Annotated in this window: 16 protein-coding genes; 8 read left to right on the plus strand and 8 right to left on the minus strand. The window is 50.6% G+C overall.

Annotation, left to right across the window (positions count from 1 at the left end; translation table 11 throughout):
• Nucleotides 1-290: 290 nt before the first annotated feature.
• A complete protein-coding gene (locus tag J2Z65_RS15380) occupies nucleotides 291-1,727 on the minus strand; it encodes a DHA2 family efflux MFS transporter permease subunit (protein WP_240159588.1) in 1,437 nt (478 codons plus the stop codon).
• 156 nt (nucleotides 1,728-1,883) lie between these two features.
• Here J2Z65_RS15380 and J2Z65_RS15385 point away from each other — a divergent pair, with 156 nt between their 5' ends.
• Nucleotides 1,884-2,423: a PadR family transcriptional regulator gene (locus tag J2Z65_RS15385; protein ID WP_167054721.1), complete on the plus strand. Its 540-nt coding sequence runs from the start codon at nucleotides 1,884-1,886 to the stop codon at nucleotides 2,421-2,423.
• A gap of 101 nt (nucleotides 2,424-2,524) precedes the next feature.
• Complete coding sequence (locus tag J2Z65_RS15390) at nucleotides 2,525-3,166, plus strand: DUF2306 domain-containing protein (RefSeq protein ID WP_167054719.1); 642 nt, start codon at nucleotides 2,525-2,527, stop codon at nucleotides 3,164-3,166.
• A gap of 61 nt (nucleotides 3,167-3,227) precedes the next feature.
• Here J2Z65_RS15390 and J2Z65_RS15395 read toward each other — a convergent pair whose 3' ends face one another.
• Both J2Z65_RS15395 and J2Z65_RS15400 read right to left on the minus strand, forming a co-directional pair.
• Entirely contained in the window at nucleotides 3,228-3,752 is a 525-nt protein-coding gene (locus tag J2Z65_RS15395) for an AAA family ATPase (protein WP_167054717.1), read from the minus strand.
• A 54-nt stretch (nucleotides 3,753-3,806) separates the two neighbouring features.
• Nucleotides 3,807-4,310 carry a hypothetical protein gene (locus J2Z65_RS15400; protein WP_167054715.1) on the minus strand — a complete coding sequence of 168 codons (504 nt, stop codon included), beginning with the start codon at nucleotides 4,308-4,310 and terminating at the stop codon, nucleotides 3,807-3,809.
• A 248-nt stretch (nucleotides 4,311-4,558) separates the two neighbouring features.
• Here J2Z65_RS15400 and J2Z65_RS15405 point away from each other — a divergent pair, with 248 nt between their 5' ends.
• Together J2Z65_RS15405 and J2Z65_RS15410 are read left to right on the plus strand one after the other, a co-directional pair.
• Nucleotides 4,559-5,236: a response regulator transcription factor gene (locus J2Z65_RS15405; RefSeq protein WP_167054713.1), complete on the plus strand. Its 678-nt coding sequence runs from the start codon at nucleotides 4,559-4,561 to the stop codon at nucleotides 5,234-5,236.
• Nucleotides 5,233-6,321: a sensor histidine kinase gene (locus J2Z65_RS15410; RefSeq protein ID WP_167054711.1), complete on the plus strand. Its 1,089-nt coding sequence runs from the start codon at nucleotides 5,233-5,235 to the stop codon at nucleotides 6,319-6,321. The genes J2Z65_RS15405 and J2Z65_RS15410 overlap by 4 nt, the downstream gene beginning before the upstream one ends.
• Nucleotides 6,322-6,813: 492 nt before the next feature.
• Here J2Z65_RS15410 and J2Z65_RS15415 read toward each other — a convergent pair whose 3' ends face one another.
• From J2Z65_RS15415 to J2Z65_RS15430, 4 genes are all read right to left on the minus strand, one after another.
• Complete coding sequence (locus tag J2Z65_RS15415) at nucleotides 6,814-7,197, minus strand: MmcQ/YjbR family DNA-binding protein (protein ID WP_167054709.1); 384 nt, start codon at nucleotides 7,195-7,197, stop codon at nucleotides 6,814-6,816.
• 13 nt (nucleotides 7,198-7,210) lie between these two features.
• Nucleotides 7,211-7,546 carry a DUF2500 domain-containing protein gene (locus J2Z65_RS15420; protein WP_244999154.1) on the minus strand — a complete coding sequence of 112 codons (336 nt, stop codon included), beginning with the start codon at nucleotides 7,544-7,546 and terminating at the stop codon, nucleotides 7,211-7,213.
• A 99-nt stretch (nucleotides 7,547-7,645) separates the two neighbouring features.
• Entirely contained in the window at nucleotides 7,646-8,083 is a 438-nt protein-coding gene (locus tag J2Z65_RS15425; protein WP_167054707.1) for a GNAT family N-acetyltransferase, read from the minus strand.
• Nucleotides 8,084-8,195: 112 nt separating this feature from the next.
• A complete protein-coding gene (locus J2Z65_RS15430; RefSeq protein ID WP_167054705.1) occupies nucleotides 8,196-9,272 on the minus strand; it encodes a M42 family metallopeptidase in 1,077 nt (358 codons plus the stop codon).
• A 151-nt stretch (nucleotides 9,273-9,423) separates the two neighbouring features.
• Here J2Z65_RS15430 and J2Z65_RS15435 point away from each other — a divergent pair, with 151 nt between their 5' ends.
• Together J2Z65_RS15435 and J2Z65_RS15440 are read left to right on the plus strand one after the other, a co-directional pair.
• Nucleotides 9,424-10,149: an MBL fold metallo-hydrolase gene (locus tag J2Z65_RS15435; RefSeq protein ID WP_167054703.1), complete on the plus strand. Its 726-nt coding sequence runs from the start codon at nucleotides 9,424-9,426 to the stop codon at nucleotides 10,147-10,149.
• A 20-nt stretch (nucleotides 10,150-10,169) separates the two neighbouring features.
• Nucleotides 10,170-10,739, plus strand: coding sequence for a TetR/AcrR family transcriptional regulator (locus J2Z65_RS15440; protein ID WP_167054701.1), 570 nt, complete (start codon nucleotides 10,170-10,172; stop codon nucleotides 10,737-10,739).
• A 1,044-nt stretch (nucleotides 10,740-11,783) separates the two neighbouring features.
• Here the strand turns inward: J2Z65_RS15440 and J2Z65_RS15445 are convergent.
• Entirely contained in the window at nucleotides 11,784-12,509 is a 726-nt protein-coding gene (locus J2Z65_RS15445) for a DNA-3-methyladenine glycosylase family protein (protein WP_167054699.1), read from the minus strand.
• Nucleotides 12,510-12,653: 144 nt separating this feature from the next.
• Between J2Z65_RS15445 and J2Z65_RS15450 the strand changes: the two genes are divergently transcribed.
• Both J2Z65_RS15450 and J2Z65_RS15455 read left to right on the plus strand, forming a co-directional pair.
• The gene (locus tag J2Z65_RS15450; protein ID WP_167054697.1) at nucleotides 12,654-14,651 is read left to right on the plus strand and encodes a GTP-binding protein; all 1,998 of its coding nucleotides are present in this window, start codon (nucleotides 12,654-12,656) and stop codon (nucleotides 14,649-14,651) included.
• Between the two features lie 197 nt (nucleotides 14,652-14,848).
• Entirely contained in the window at nucleotides 14,849-15,412 is a 564-nt protein-coding gene (locus tag J2Z65_RS15455) for a glycerol-3-phosphate responsive antiterminator (RefSeq protein ID WP_167055003.1), read from the plus strand.
• Nucleotides 15,413-15,418: the final 6 nt, after the last annotated feature.

Raw genomic sequence — 15,418 nt, forward strand, 5'->3', positions numbered from 1 at the left:
TATGTGCCTAATTGTGCTGCGGCAGCATGCTATGTTGCATTTAATACAACCATTTGCTTCTTAAAGATGGTTGTACGGCTCATTTTGGTGGAATTGTTGTATTTTATACAATGAAGGGGCTGCAGCTCATAAAAGTCATCAAATCGTTGTATAAAGTACAACGTAGCCACATCCAAGAGCTGAGAAAGCCCAAAAGGCCGTCTCAGGACTAGAAGCGAGCCAGATCACAGCTAAAAAGAAAAGTCCCTACCGACTGTCTGATACACAGCATGGGTAAGGACTTTTTTTAACTATTTAGCCGCTCCAGGCTTGATAACCGCAGCTATTGCAGCAGGGGACTCTTTTTCGATCGGCCGTTTGCCCACGAAAAGGCTAAGCGGCAGCGCAACTACCACGATGAACGTAGCCAGTAAATACACGTCATTCACACTCATCGTAAAGGACTGCATGCCGATAACGGCTTGATCTTTGATTCCGCTGGCAGCGAGATCCTTGGAGTGAGTCGCGGTTTGTGACGCCAGAACGGACGTGAAAAGAGCAATAGCGAAAGAACCAAAAACGTTACGCACCCAGTTGCTCATGGACGTTGCATGACCGGACAGCGTCCGCGGTATTTGTTCCATACCAGCATTGCTCGCTGGCATCGTCGCAAAAGCGATCCCGACGTTCCGAACGATCATCCAGAACAAGATGTAGCCGCGTGAGACGTCGACACTAAGCCAGCTCAGCGTTAATGTTCCAATTGCGATCAAGGAGATACCGACAAAAATAAGAATGCGCGGACCAAGAATGCCGTACAATTTACCTACAATCGGCATACAGAGCGCCATAGCAAGGGATGCTGGCAGCAGGATCAAGCCAGTGTCGAGCGGCGTTACGTGCTGAATATTTTGCAGGAAAATAGGGGTCAGGAACGTTCCCGAGTATAAGCTGATGGTGACAATACTAGAAATGATTAGCGTTAAAGAATAACGCGCATTAGACAAGACACGAACATTCAGCAATGGAGAATCTGCTTTAAGCTCTCTCCAAATGAAGAGCCCGAGCAAGATAATACCTGTAGCGAACAGGCCGATTACACGGCCGGATATCCATCCCCACGCATGGCCTTGTGAGAAAGCAACGAGCAGAGATAGACTACCGACGACAACGGTGACTAAACCGATGGCATCGAATCTTTTTGGAACAGAAAGACGATAGAAAGGGATTAGTTTAAATACGAGATAAGTTGCAATAAGTCCAACAGGTACATTAAGAAGGAATAACCAATGCCAACTCCAGTTTTGCAGAAGCCAGCCGCTCAAAGTAGGCCCGATAGCAGGCGCCATCATAGCGGACAAGGACCAAAGGGAAATCGCAACCGGTTGTTTTTCGCGTGGAATCACTTGATATACGATCGTCATGGTTGCCGGCATAATGAGACCGCTGAAAGCCCCTTGGATAATACGGAAAGCAATAAGGGAAGAAGCGTCCCATGCAATCGCACATAGTAGTGAAAAAACAGTAAAACCTACGAGAGCCAAAGCATACAAACGCTTATAGCTGAATCGCTCACCTAAGTAACCCGTGATTGGGGCGATCGTACCGCTTGCGAGCATAAATCCTGTGATCGTCCATTGGATTTTACTCAAATCGGAATGAAAATGTTCACTCAAAATCGGTATGGCGATATTAATGGTGCTCATACTCAGGATCGAAACGAAAGATCCAAAGAAGATAGCGATCATGATCGGCCAAAAACGGACTTGCTGTAACTCATCTTTACTCACTTGGTACCTCCACTCTCCATTGATCTTACTCTCCGGATTCTCTATAATTTGAATGAAAAACATCATACTATCAATATAGAGATATGTCAATTATGACATAACGAGGAGTTCCCTATGAATACCCTTTCTTATGGCTTGCTCAGCCTGCTATCGAAAGATTCCCGAACGGGCTATGAGCTTATGCACCACATTCAGCCTTTCTGGCCGGCGAAGCACAGTCAAATATACCCACTCTTGGCTCAGCTAGAGCAAAAGGGGTATGTTGAATTTGTACATGTCCCGCAGTCAGATAAACCAGATAAAAAAGTATATTCGTTAACAGCTAACGGATTAAAAGCACTTCAGGAGTGGATCGGGCAGCCTACGGACGCGCCGGTGACCCGTGATGAGTTTGCATTGAAAGTATACTGCATCGGTCTTGTAGACAAAGATGAGGCTAAGAAAATGCTGCTTGAGCGTGAGAATTACTATTTAGAGAAGAAAGTAAGTTATCTGGAGAGCTTTGAGAGAGTCAAATGTCTGTCTGAGAAGCCCCTTGAAGAACTGGGTATGCAAGACCCTATGTTCGGCAATTATGTTCTCATAAGAAAAGCTGTCCTCAAAGTAGAAGCAGATCTAACCTGGTGTAAGTGGATGAAGTCGAAGCTGAAATAAGGCATTTTAGAAATATTTAAGGAAATGTTTAGAGAGCATTTAGATCAAGGAGTTACACTAACGGAGGAGTGATCATCAGACCGTATACGGGGGCTAAAACCATGAGCAAGAAGCTGGCGATTTTCGTTATATGTATTATTTTGGGCGTGGCGATTGCCGCGGTGTTTCCTTATGTTACATTAAATCCTGCCAATAGCCGTGTTGAGCTAAATGAGAACTTTCCATTCTTCTATACCGTGCTCGTGCTGCATATTGGAACTGCACTTCTTGCACTCGTTAGCGGCTTGTTTCAATTCAGCGATCGTTTTCGTACTCGTTTTCCGGCCAGACACCGGGTTTTAGGACGCATATATGTCGTCAGCGTGATGGTGAGTGGATGCTTAGGACTCGTCATTACCGTGTACATCGATAACTTCACAAAAGCCATGGCGTTTCTAACATTGAGTCTCTTATGGCTGTTTACAAGCTGGAAAGGGTTCCGGTACGCGGTTTCCAAGCAATTCTCAGAGCATCGGATTTGGATGATTCGCAGCTACGCCATTACACTTGTTGCTACATCCGCCAGACTGATTGTTCCGCTCTGTATACTGCTATATGCAGCTATGCGGGGGTTCCATCTCCCTGAAGGCGGTACCCGTCAAATGATCGCTGACATTCTGGAAGTGAACATCTGGATCGGCTTGCTGATCAACTTCTGCCTCGTGGAATGGGTGCTGCTCAAACCTCGAAAAGCCCAAAAATAGGCTTCTATTCTTCCTCTCGTAAGTGAGATACATTCCTCACGCACCTTCAAAGTGAACCCTGTTAAGCTATTTTTTCTAAAATAATGCGAATAATATCGTCCGTACCCAAGGAGTCCGTTTGGATGTGCTCCCCGAATAGGGGATCGCGAAGAGCCGAAACACACTTTGCCACTTGCTGGAATTGCCATCCGCCAGGCTCATCTCCGCGATGGGTTAGACGTTCGTACAGGGTTTCCGCTGAAGCAAATAAACAGAAATGAAAAATATCCTTATCAATGGCTTGGAAGCCTCGATAAATATAGTCGAAGTTATCCCGTTTATAAATCGTCATAGGCACAATCAGGTGCTTGTTATACTGCGCCTTTAAAGCGTCAGCCGCTTTCACGGTAAGGACTTTCCACAAATCCAAGTCTTGAAAATCATCCGTCCGCTCATGAGCCAATCGCTGATCCTCAGGAACCAGCTTGCGAAGCATGTAGCCGATTTCTTCCGGGTCGAAGATCAGACTGTTTGGTATCTGAGAAAGCAGCTTATTGGCAGTTGTTGTCTTTCCAGCTCCAAAAGCACCGTTGATCATAATGATCATGGATGGGGGCTCCTCTCTTGTTTTTAAACATCGCAAGTTCTCCTGCAGTGTGCTCTAGCTCCCAAGTTCCTGGATGACCGTTTGGATTTTCTGCAGGCGGATATATTCGGACTTTTCCAGTTGAGGACGGAAATACGCATACAGGTATGCGGCATCGTGGAAATCTAGGCCGGGATAGCAAACAACTTCCTGAACCACCTGCGGATTATCCATGATAACCTGCCATTCGCCTGTGCGCTCAGCCGGTGGAATGCTTGATAGGACATGCCTTTTCGCAGCCAGGGTAGCCCCAAGCTCTGCCCAGATGCATGCCCAAGAGGGACTGAATTGAACCGGCTCCGGGAACAGTCGGCCAGCCTTGTTTAGGGCCCGCTCAAGGTTCGGGATGTCCGCATCTGCGGCGGCTTTAATCGCCTCGGTCAAGCCGTCGAGCAGGCGCCGGAATCCGGCGTATCCTTCGGCGCACACTTCTTGCTGATAGGCCGCTTCGGCCTCCGCACTCATAAGCATGAAAAAATCGGAATACGTGTTATTGAGCATACGGTGAGATCCCCCCATAACGGATACTTTCTCCAAAATGTATCACATATTTTTTGCCAAAAAAAGCCCTTACATCGTCAAGAGCCCTCATTGGTTTAAATTCAGTTTATAAAAGTCGCTTATGCTACTTTCATGCAATGAATTTCCCAAAGAAGCGTTCAGGCGGGATCGCCATAAGTCATGCGAATTCGTTTAAAACCGCTTTTTTGCTGTATGCTAGAAAGAGATAGGCAGTAGACCTAATATGAAGTGAGGCTTGATATAAAATGGCGCCAATTCTGATCGTAGATGATGATCCCTATATCCGTGAGCTGGTCCGTGTCTTCATGCTGAATGAAGGCTTCGATGTCGTCGAAGCTTCTGATGGCGTCGAAGCGCTCAAACTGCTCGAAACGGTCCAAGTTGAATTGGTAATTATGGATATCATGATGCCAAATATGGACGGGTGGGAGCTGTGCAAGGAGCTGAGGGAGCACTATGATATCCCGCTGCTTATGCTTACCGCCAAAGGCGAAACCTCGCAGAAGGTCAAAGGCTTCGAGTTGGGCACAGACGATTACCTCGTTAAGCCCTTCGAGCCTGTGGAGCTGGCGATGCGGGTCAAAGCGCTGCTCAAGCGCTATAAAATTGCTTCGTCCCAAACGGTTCAGGTCGGAGATCTCAGCATGAACAAGAGAACTTATGAAGTCACTGTCGGTTCGGAGAACTTGACGCTGCCGCTCAAAGAATTTGAGCTGCTCTACAAGCTGGCGAGCTACCCGGGCAAAACGTTTTCGCGCGACCAGCTGATTGAGCAGATCTGGGGCTTCGATTATGAGGGGAATGAGCGGACGGTCGATGTTCATATCAACCGGCTCCGCGAACGATTTCCGGAGGAGCAGCATGCTTTTCGCATTGCTACGATTCGCGGTCTTGGCTACAGGATGGAGGTCATGCAGTCATGAGCAGGAGAGTGGAGCGGAAGGCTTTCAAAAGCAACCTGACGCGTGGCCAGCGGGTGCGGGGAACTTTGTTTGCTCTAGGCATTTTTCTGCTCATCATCCTGTATTGGCTAGCTGCCTTCTACGGGACCGAATGGCTGTACGGCTACATGAATAAACGCCCTCCGGAAGTGGCAGCTCAACTGATCAACTGTATCGGCGGGTTGTTTCTTTGGGGCATCACCATGACATGCTTGGGGAGGTTCTTCCGCAGCGAGCAATTGAAGTTCTTTCAAGCATTGATTGCTGCGATCAAGAGCATGTCCAGAGGAGACTTCAATGTGTCCGTGGACAATAATAATCCGCACAATGGGCCTTTTGTGGAGCTGGTCGATTCCATCAACAATATGGCAGTGGAGTTAGGTCAGTTGGAGAAAATGAGACAGGAATTCATCTCTAACGTATCGCATGAAATTCAGTCGCCTCTCACCTCCATCAGTGGCTTCTCGCGTGCTCTGCAGAACGAGACGATCACGCCTGAGGAACGCAAGCATTATTTGGAAATCATTGAAGCTGAGAGCACGCGACTATCCAAACTGAGCGATAACTTGCTCAAATTATCGTCATTGGAGTCACAGCATCACCCCTTTGAACCGAAAAGCTACCGGCTCGATAAGCAAATTCGCAATCATATTCTTGCCTGTGAGCCGCAGTGGGTAGAGAAAAGCATCGATATGGACATTGAGCTGGAGTCGGTGACCCTAACGGCCGACGAAGACCTGCTGAGCCAGGTGTGGACGAATTTAATTCATAATGCGATCAAATTCACGCCAGTTGGCGGAACGATTGGTGTCCATGTGGCAAACACGCGGAAAGAAGCAATCATCCGAATATCCAATAATGGCGCTTGTATTTCAGAGGAAGATCTGCCGCATATTTTTGAACGATTCTATAAAGCGGACAAATCGAGGAATCGGACATCTGGCGGTAACGGATTAGGGCTGTCCATCGTGAAGAAGATTATTGATATGCATGCCGGTACTATTTCCGTAGAGAGTAAACCAGAGGAAAAGACTGTTTTTATCGTGCGGCTGTCGTTGCAGGAATAAAGGAAGGCATACAAATAGAGACCTCCGCTTATCCATGATAACCGGAGGTCTCTAAGTTTCACTAAAGGTATTCAATTGTCCCTACACACACTCCAATCAACCAACTCGCGTTGCAAATTACGACTTTACGTTGTTACGGATCCTTTCCTCGAATAAACGCTTTTCACATTTACCGCCTCTGGATTCCCACATGCCCGATGAACGTAACCCGTTCCCGCACCTTTTCTTCCGTCGTTTGAAGGAAAAGTGGGCATGTTTCGCTAACGTGGTCCATTGGACTATCCCCTTCCTAAGTTGAGAATAGGTGGCTGCTTTTAGGGGGCCTTACCGGCTGTAAGGCTTGTCCTTCAAGTTTGCCTAAGACAACTATAGCCCAATATTATAATATTGTAAATATTCAGAATATTTGCTAAAAAGAGATTTTTACTGACTTTTTTAGCGATCTCTTTGGTTTCCTTCGAATTGCGTAGTTTTTGTAAAGGTTTCAATGCTCTATTCGGTTTGGAGCAGTTGTCGCAGTTTTTTTGGTGCCGTTCGGGCATATCCTTCCGTGATTAAGTCGGTTATTTCCGTCCAGGGAACCCGGTCCATATCGAGAATCGACACCCAACCGTGCTGACCGATATAGGCTGTTTTGTGATAGGGCGAATCCTCCTGCTGGAGGAGAAACTCTTGTGTCGTCAAGTTCGTTTTGATCGCAGTGGAAGGCTGGCCATCCGTTTCCCCCATCATGACGAAGGGTTTACCCTTCACGCGGAAAGTGATATGCCCAAAGCCATCAACCTTTTCAACGACTTCGGGCAGTTGTTTGCAAAAAGCTCTTACTTTGGCAGCACCTTCGAGACCTTTGGCGGATATAATCTGATGATGTGTCATGCTGGAGCACTCCTTATGTTTGAAAAGATAATTGGCGAGAAAACCCTTTGAACCTGGTGCCTTGATAGGTCAGTATTCCCTCGTCACCCTCTACGATATAACCAAACTGATCCCGTCCTACGCGTAATTCTAACCTGCGGCGGTCTTCAAATTCAAAAGTGGCATAGTAACTCGTATTCGAGCTGGAATCCCCAGAGCCGCCGCTAACTTGCATTCTTTTGGCCACGACCTTGCAGACCAGATTTTGGATAGGGGAAGCATTATTGGAGGACCATGTTAGAAACCCTCTAATGATCATGAATAAGATAAAACCGCCAATAAGTACTGCCATAATGGTAAAAATAAGCATAAAAAGACCTCCGCCATTTTGGCTAGGAAACGGACCTGTGTTAAATCCGGTTGACATCATCATCACTCCTCAAAGTTTCGTAGTAAAATTCCCAGACCTTTAGAGGAATCTTTTGACGAATCGGTATCCTGTTTCATGAAACCCAATCGGTTCATTGGCTTTCCGGCTGTCGCCATTCTTCTCTGAACCTGTGATCCACCACATCCCGGAGCAAGCGTGCTTCTGGGCAAGCTGCTCGGCGTATCTTTTTAACTTATCGGCAGCTGTTCCGCAGTTGTTATCTCCCTCCATAGAAATGACGGAGATCTCACTGAACTTCACGACGGCATCGTCGGCTTGGCGAATACGAAAACCTAAAGTGCCGAGGATCTGATTCTCTTCTTCATACACATAGAGTGATTCATCAGGGTTTTCGCGCATAAAATGGAGCCTGTTTTCAATGTGCAAGGGGGAAATCATTTTGCCTGTCCGTTTGAAAACAAAGGTGCTGATTTCCTTGGTATCCCGGGGGTTTGCTTCGCGAATGATATACGTCATAAATAGCCTTCTTTCTATGATCCTATGATTCTGCTAATTATACCATATATTGGAACATGAGTTCTACATTTGCATGAAAAAACCCGCCATAAAGGCGGGTTAAGTGTAACGATCACGCTCCGGCATGAATCGTATTCAGTGTTGTACGGTCGCTCGCTTGCACGAGCTTGATGAGCAGCTCTTTTGCTGCGGCATAATCATCCACGTGAAGGATCGACGCGGAGGTGTGAATATAGCGCGCGCAGATGCCAATTACGGCCGAGGGAATGCCGCTGCCCTGCACGTGCACTAGTCCGGCGTCCGTTCCGCCCGCCGATATAAAATATTGATACGGAATCTTATGCGTTTCCGCCGTATCCAGAATGAACTCGACCATCCCGCGGTGGGTGATCATCGTGGGATCGAAAATACGCAGCAGCGCCCCGCGTCCCAGCTGCCCAAAAGCATTGCGGTCGCCGGTCGTATCCCCGGCGGCACTGGCATCCAGCGCGTAGAACAAGTCCGGCTGGATGAGATTCGCCGCCGTGCGTCCGCCGCGCACGCCAACTTCTTCCTGTACGGTAGCGCCAGCGTACAGGATATTCGGGAGCTTCGGCCCGCCGTGAAGCTCCTTCATCAGCTCAATCGCAAGGCCGACGCCGTAGCGATTGTCCCAAGCCTTGGCCATAATCCGCTTCGGATTGGCCAGGGGCGTGAACGGGCAGATGGGCACGATCTGCTGCCCGAGCTTGATGCCGATGGCGAGCGCATCGGCTTTGTCTTCTGCGCCGATGTCAATGTACATCGTCTTGATGTCTGCGGGCTTGCTGCGTGCCGCTTCGTCCAGCAAGTGCACGGGTACGGAGCCGATCACACCGATAATCGGCCCTTGCTCGGTCATGATCTGCACGCGCTGTGCGGGCAGTACCTGACTGAACCAGCCGCCGAGGGGCTGGAACTTGATTGTGCCGTGCTCGGTGATGCCGCTCACCATGAAGCCAACCTCGTCGAAATGTCCGGCGACCATGATTTTAGGGCCGGCTTCATCGCCGCGCAGGACGCCGAACAAGCTGCCGAGGCCGTCTTGGATGAACTCGTCTGTGTATTTCTCCATTTCACCGCGGACGAACTTGCGGATTTCTCGTTCAAAACCAGGAGCTGCCTGAAGTTCAGTCAGCGTGCGGAAAAGCTCTAATGTTTCAACATTCATAGGGAGTTCCTCACTTTAGCAAGATTAGGAATAGCGATAAGCTTTATTTTACCATAACGGAGAAATAAATGAGGTTTAGGCAAAGCCCCTTTACAAAGCTAACGACATTAGTTATTATACTAATATAATAAGCAATTGGGAGGCGTTCAGAATGAAAATGACGCAAAAGGGCTCTTTATATCAAGTGGCTTTTATGCCAAGATTTTTTCCGGTAAATTGTTATTTGGTTGAGGAGGAAACGGAATTAACGCTTGTTGATGCGGCTTTGCCATTCAGTGTCAAAGGGATTCTTGAGGCTGCTGAACGCATCGGTAAGCCAATTACACGCATTGTGCTTACACATGCACACGGCGACCATGTTGGGGCGCTTGACGGTTTGAAAAAAGTGCTACCGCAGGCAAAGGTCTACATTTCTAGAAGAGATGCCAAGCTGCTGGCGGGCAATAAGGAGCTGGAAGCCGGTGAACCGAATTCGCCGATTAAGGGGGACGTTCCGAAGTCGATCCAGACGAAACCGGATGTTTTGCTGGAGGAGGGTGACCGTGTAGGCTCACTTCAGGCTATCGCCGCTCCCGGCCATACGCCTGGATCGATGGCTTTCCTCGACGTACGCAGCCGGGCTTTGATCGCCGGGGATGCCTTCCAGGTTCGCGGTGGGGTGGCGGTTTCGGGTTTGATGAAGTTGTGGTTCCCTTTCCCAGCTATGGCTACTTGGAACAGAGAGGTGTCGCTGGAGAGTGCGCAAAAGCTGAGGGAACTGGCCCCTAGTGTTCTGGCAGTCGGACACGGCGTGATGATTGAGCAGCCTCTTGCGGTGATTGACCGCGCAATCGAGGAAGCCATTAAAAAGTTTCAGCTGGCAGCAGCAAACATCTAGAGAAAAGGGATGGGGCATCTATGGCACAACGACCAGGACTAGACGCAGAAAATGTACTGCAAGCAGCTATTGAAATGGCCGACACCCAAGGTGTTGAAGGGCTGACATTAGCAGCGTTAGCAGCCAAATTGAACGTAAAAACACCGTCGCTTTATAATCATATCAAAGGTCTACCTGACCTTCGCATGCAGCTTTCCCGGCGGGGGCTGGTATCGATCAAAGCCGCAATGATTGAGGCGGTGATCGGCAAAGCGGAAGACGATGCCTTGCTTGCCGCAGGCTTTGCCTACGTCAATTTCGCTAGAAAGAATCCGGGCTTATACGAGGCCATATCCTTTTTGCCTGACTACGAGGATCCTGAATTGAAAGAGGCGGGCAGCGAGGTTGTGTCGCTTTTGCTGCGGATTCTTGCGCCGTATGGATTGAGCGAAGAAGATGCGCTGCATGTCGTGCGCGGATTTCGGAGCATGGTGCACGGGTTTGCGTCGCTTGAACATAGAAATGGCTTCCGCATGGAGCTTGAGCGAGATGAAAGTTTGCTGAGATTGTTGCAGACGTATTTACGTGGGCTGCGGGTGCCGGTTAAGTGAGGGGCTTGGGCTTATGTGGTTGGGGTGAAGAGCGGGAGCATCGCAGTGTGAGTACAAGCTCAATGGTTGTGGAGTAGTCCTAGCTACCCTAGTGAACCGCATTAACACTGATTTTCACTGCTAACGCGCGCGTAATGTGCAAAATGTTTGAGATAGCACCCCATCTTTTGCAGGGGCGAAAAAGCCTGAGTAGCGCACGGCGAAAGGCGTGCAACGATGTTTTACATCGTTGCAGGAGCGAAAAAGCCTGACTTGCGCGCGGCGAAAGGCATGCAACGATGTTTTACATCGTAGCAAAGGCCACGGTTAGTCAGTCGTGCGCTCTAACGATGTTTTACATCGTTGCAGGAGCGAAAAAGCCTGACTTGCGCACGGCGAAAGGCATGCAACGATGTTTTACATCGTAACAAAGGCCACGGTGAGTCGGTCGTGCGCTCTAACGATGTTTCACACCGTTGCAGGAGCGAAAAAGCCTGACTTGCGCATGGTGAAAGGCATGCAACGATGTTTTACATCGTAGCAAAGGCCACGGTTAGTCGGTCGTGCGCTCTAACGATGTTTCACACCGTTGCAGGAGCGAAAAAGCCTGACTTGCGCACGGCGAAAGGCATGCAACGATGTTTTACATCGTAGCATAGACCACGGTTAGTCAGTCGTGCGCTCTAACGATGTTTCACACCGTTGCAGGAGCGAAAAAGCCTGACTTGCGCCCGGCGAAAGGCATGCAACGATGTTTTACATCGTTACATAGACCACGGTTAGTCAGTCGTGCGCTCTAACGATGTTTCACACCGTTGCAGGAGCGAAAAGCCTGAGTAGCACGCGGCGAAAGGCACGCAACGATGTTTTACATCGTTACATAGACCACGGTTAGTCAGTCGTGCGCTCTAACGATGTTTCACACCGTTGCAGGAGCGAAAAGCCTGACTTGCGCGCGGCGAAAGGCATGTAACGATGTTTTACATCGTTACATAGACCACGGTGAGTCAGTCGTGCGCTCTAACGATGTTTTATACCGCTGCATAAGACGTTGCCTCGGGTCTTTCACGTCTCTTCCGCGAGGTTCGACGCGTCCAAACACGCTTCCACCGGAAGGCCGGAATCCACAAAACCCATATCGACGGCTCGCCATAAATAGAGAGAAGCGAAGCTGCGGTATGGAGCCCATGGTGGTGCGACTTGCCCCAAATAGTTGCCGTCCTTGCGCTCTTCCAGTTGGTGCAGCCAGCGGGCTGCACGCTGGAGGCCGGCATCGCCGATGGACATGACATCCGGCCGGCCTAAGGCGAAAATCATGAACATTTCTGCTGTCCATACGCCAATGCCTTTCACACTCGTAAGCTGCTTCAATAGCTCAGCGTTGTCCAGTTCATGCAGGGAGTCCAGACGCACCTCTTCGCCTATAACTTTACTGCTGAGATCGCGAATGTAGCGGATCTTAGGGAAGGAGACTCCACACTGCCGGATGGCAACTTCATCTGCGGCAAGGACCAGCTCAGGCGAGAACTCCGGTACGACAAGCTTCACTCTGGCCTTGATGGTCGCTGCCGCTTTGGCGGAGAGCTGCTGGGAAATGATGGACATCGCCAGCGACTCGAAGGGGGTGGAGCTTGGTGTCAAAGTCAGCTCGCCAACAAGGCGGATGAGGCAGGCTAACCGGCTGTCCGCCTCAGAAAGCGCAAGGATGGCCGGATGTTCCTTATGAAGCAGGATGGCAGTAGGCGTCGAAACAGGTGAATCTTGTTCCTCTGAATGAGCGATGTCTGTCATAGCAGCTTTCCTCCTTAAGTCTTTTCGATAGTCTCCTTGATAGATCTGCGTAGAATAACTTTTGCCATAAAGATTCATAGGTGATCTTTCTTCAAGTATAATAGGGGGACAAAGGCTGGTAAATAGAAGGAGCAGAGTACTTCAATGACCGACGAAAAGGGCAAGGACCTAGTAATTCCGAGGAGAAATGTAGGGATTTTCGCTCACGTGGATGCGGGCAAAACGACGACGACCGAGCATCTGCTCTTTCATAGCGGGCGAATCCGCGCTCTAGGCAGTGTGGATAGCGGCACTGCGCAAACGGATTCGATGGACGTGGAGCGGGAGCGCGGCATTTCGGTGCGCAGTGCGACGACTACTTTTACATGGAAGGATACCTCCATTAATCTGGTTGATACGCCGGGGCACGTGGATTTCCTCTCGGAGGTGGAGCGCTCGCTGCGGGTGATGGACGGTGCGATTCTGATTGTTTCTGCCGTTGAAGGTGTGCAATCGCAGACGGAGATGATCTGGCATGCGCTTCAGTCGCTTAAGATACCGACTCTGCTGTACGTGAATAAAATGGACCGCGTCGGCGCCGATGCAGAAAGGGTGCTGCGCGACATCGAGAAGCAGCTCACGGGCATGGCGGTGCCGATCTATGCTCCGCTCGGCGCCGAAGTCACGTTCCGCGGCGTGGCGAGCGTGTTCCAAGAGGGCGTGCCCGCGCCCGGCTTCGACCTGGCCACAGCGGTCGAAAAGCTGTCCGAGCTCGACGAGCACCTGCTCGCGAGCTACATCGAAGGCGTGCCGATCCCGGCACTCGAAGCAAAAGCTGCCCTGCAGCGATACGCGCGGCAGGGGTTGGCTTATCCTTTGCTCGTGGGCGCATCGAGCAAAGGGCTTGGCATCGAGGAGCTGATGGAAGCCATCCTCGATTATTTGCCCGGGCCGAGCGGCAGCGCAGAGCAGCCGCTTTCGGCCGTGGTGTTCAAGGTCGAGCGGGACAAGACCATGGGCAGAATGGCGTACGTCCGCCTCTACGAGGGGGCGATCCGCAACCGGGACACCGTGCTCAATGCCACGCGGGGCGTGGAGGAGAAGGTGACCCAGATTCGCAAAATCGACGGGCGCCGCGCCGAGGATATCGGCTTTGTCGCGGCGGGCGACATCGCGGCTGTCTGCGGTTTGACGCAGGTACGGATCGGCGATGTGCTGGGCCGCCCTGACGCTGTACCGCCGGCTCCGCGGCTCGCGGTGCCGCTGCTGACCGTGCAGGTGCATGCGGAGAGCGATGCGCAGTACCCAGCGCTCGTAGCTGCTCTGCAGGAGCTCACAGACGAAGATCCACTGCTTGATCTCCAATGGCTGCAGGAGGAACGCGAGCTGCATGTGAAGGTGATGGGCGCGATCCAGTTGGAGATTTTGACGAGCCTGCTGGCTTCGCGTTTTGGGCTGCACGCAAAATTCGATCAGCCTTCCGTAATCTATAAAGAAACGCCCTCACAAGCGGGCGAAGGCTTCATCGCTTATACGATGCCCAAGCCGTGCTGGGCGATTCTGCGCTTTCGCATCGAGCCGGGAGCTCCCGGCAGCGGGCTCGTCTACACGTCGCAAGTGCGCGCCGATCAGCTGCTGGCGCAGTACCAGAGCGAGGTGGAGCGCCGCGTGCCGGAGGCGCTCCAGCAGGGGTTGCTCGGTTGGGAGGTCACCGATCTCAAGGTAACGCTCACCTTCGGCGAGCACCATGTGTGGCACACCCATCCGCTCGATTTTGCCGTCGCCACGCCAATGGGCCTTATGCAAGGATTGGCCCAAACGGGAACGACGCTGCTGGAGCCGATGCTGCAAGTGCGCATTACTGTCCCGGAGGCTTATGGCGGGAAAGTGCTCAGCGATTTGGTGCAAATGCGGGCGAGCTTCGATCCGCCGCAGCTTAGCGGTGACCGGTTTGTGGTGGAGGGGCGACTTCCCGTCGCCACTTCGTTGGATTATCCGGTGAAACTAAGCGCGATGTCCGGAGGCAGAGGCGTTATCACTTCGTCATTTGGGGGATACCAGCCGAGTCCGCCGGATGTACATGCGGAGCGAAGGCGGCGGGGCGTAAATCCGCTCGACCAATCGAAATATATTTTAGCCGTACGCAAGGCGCTGTCGACATAATTGAAATGGGCACTGTTCTCATTGACAGGCGAAGCAGGTGTCAGTACAATGGTAAGTAAGTTAATAACATGTGACGGAGAACAGGAGACTCACAGAGGATTGCCAATTGCATATAATTGGTACATCTTTCGGTGAGTTTTTTTGTTGTCTAACCCGCAGGGGGCGCGCATAGGAACGAAGGAGCGGAGATGATGAGCTTGTCTTTGCAGGAACAGCGGATTTTACCGGCGATTCGAAAAATGAAGGATTTGGAGAAGCTGCTGAAATCCTCTTATACCTATATCGTGCTGCTGGACAGCCATATCGGACAGCTGAAAAATATTGTAGATCTGGGCCGAGCTAACGGGAAGAAACTGCTGCTGCACGCGGATTTAATTGAAGGGCTCAAAAACGACGAGTATGCGGCTGAATTTCTATGCCAGAGCATTCGTCCTGCCGGGATTATTTCTACGCGGGGGACAGTTATCACGAAGACCAAACAGAATGGGCTCATCGCCATTCAACGGCTTTTTCTCCTCGATAGCAGCGCACTTGAAAAAAGCTATACGCTTCTGGAGCGAACGCAGCCAGACTACATCGAGGTGCTTCCCGGCATTATTCCGCACATTATTAAGGAAGTGAAGGAGCGTTCGGGGATTCCTATTTTTGCAGGAGGACTCATTCGTTCCGTGGGGGATGTGGAGCAAGCGTTAGGGGCCGGAGCGACAGCTGTTACGACCTCGAATACCGAGCTTTGGCAGCATTATCAACAACGATCCTAACTTTTG

The organism is Paenibacillus aceris, from assembly GCF_017874035.1.
Classification (GTDB): domain Bacteria; phylum Bacillota; class Bacilli; order Paenibacillales; family NBRC-103111; genus Paenibacillus_E; species Paenibacillus_E aceris.

Bases quoted from the DNA above. Each gene is read 5' to 3' on its own strand.
- J2Z65_RS15435 (WP_167054703.1), top strand. From the start codon at position 9,424: ATGAAAATGACGCAAAAGGGCTCTTTATATCAAGTGGCTTTTATGCCA.
- J2Z65_RS15395 (WP_167054717.1), bottom strand. From the start codon at position 3,752: ATGATCATTATGATCAACGGTGCTTTTGGAGCTGGAAAGACAACAACT.
- J2Z65_RS15420 (WP_244999154.1), bottom strand. From the start codon at position 7,546: ATGCTTATTTTTACCATTATGGCAGTACTTATTGGCGGTTTTATCTTA.
- J2Z65_RS15410 (WP_167054711.1), top strand. From the start codon at position 5,233: ATGAGCAGGAGAGTGGAGCGGAAGGCTTTCAAAAGCAACCTGACGCGT.
- J2Z65_RS15430 (WP_167054705.1), bottom strand. From the start codon at position 9,272: ATGAATGTTGAAACATTAGAGCTTTTCCGCACGCTGACTGAACTTCAG.
- J2Z65_RS15450 (WP_167054697.1), top strand. From the start codon at position 12,654: ATGACCGACGAAAAGGGCAAGGACCTAGTAATTCCGAGGAGAAATGTA.
- J2Z65_RS15425 (WP_167054707.1), bottom strand. From the start codon at position 8,083: ATGACGTATATCATTCGCGAAGCAAACCCCCGGGATACCAAGGAAATC.
- J2Z65_RS15440 (WP_167054701.1), top strand. From the start codon at position 10,170: ATGGCACAACGACCAGGACTAGACGCAGAAAATGTACTGCAAGCAGCT.
- J2Z65_RS15380 (WP_240159588.1), bottom strand. From the start codon at position 1,727: ATGATCGCTATCTTCTTTGGATCTTTCGTTTCGATCCTGAGTATGAGC.
- J2Z65_RS15390 (WP_167054719.1), top strand. From the start codon at position 2,525: ATGAGCAAGAAGCTGGCGATTTTCGTTATATGTATTATTTTGGGCGTG.
- J2Z65_RS15400 (WP_167054715.1), bottom strand. From the start codon at position 4,310: ATGGGGGGATCTCACCGTATGCTCAATAACACGTATTCCGATTTTTTC.
- J2Z65_RS15415 (WP_167054709.1), bottom strand. From the start codon at position 7,197: ATGACACATCATCAGATTATATCCGCCAAAGGTCTCGAAGGTGCTGCC.
- J2Z65_RS15405 (WP_167054713.1), top strand. From the start codon at position 4,559: ATGGCGCCAATTCTGATCGTAGATGATGATCCCTATATCCGTGAGCTG.
- J2Z65_RS15385 (WP_167054721.1), top strand. From the start codon at position 1,884: ATGAATACCCTTTCTTATGGCTTGCTCAGCCTGCTATCGAAAGATTCC.
- J2Z65_RS15445 (WP_167054699.1), bottom strand. From the start codon at position 12,509: ATGACAGACATCGCTCATTCAGAGGAACAAGATTCACCTGTTTCGACG.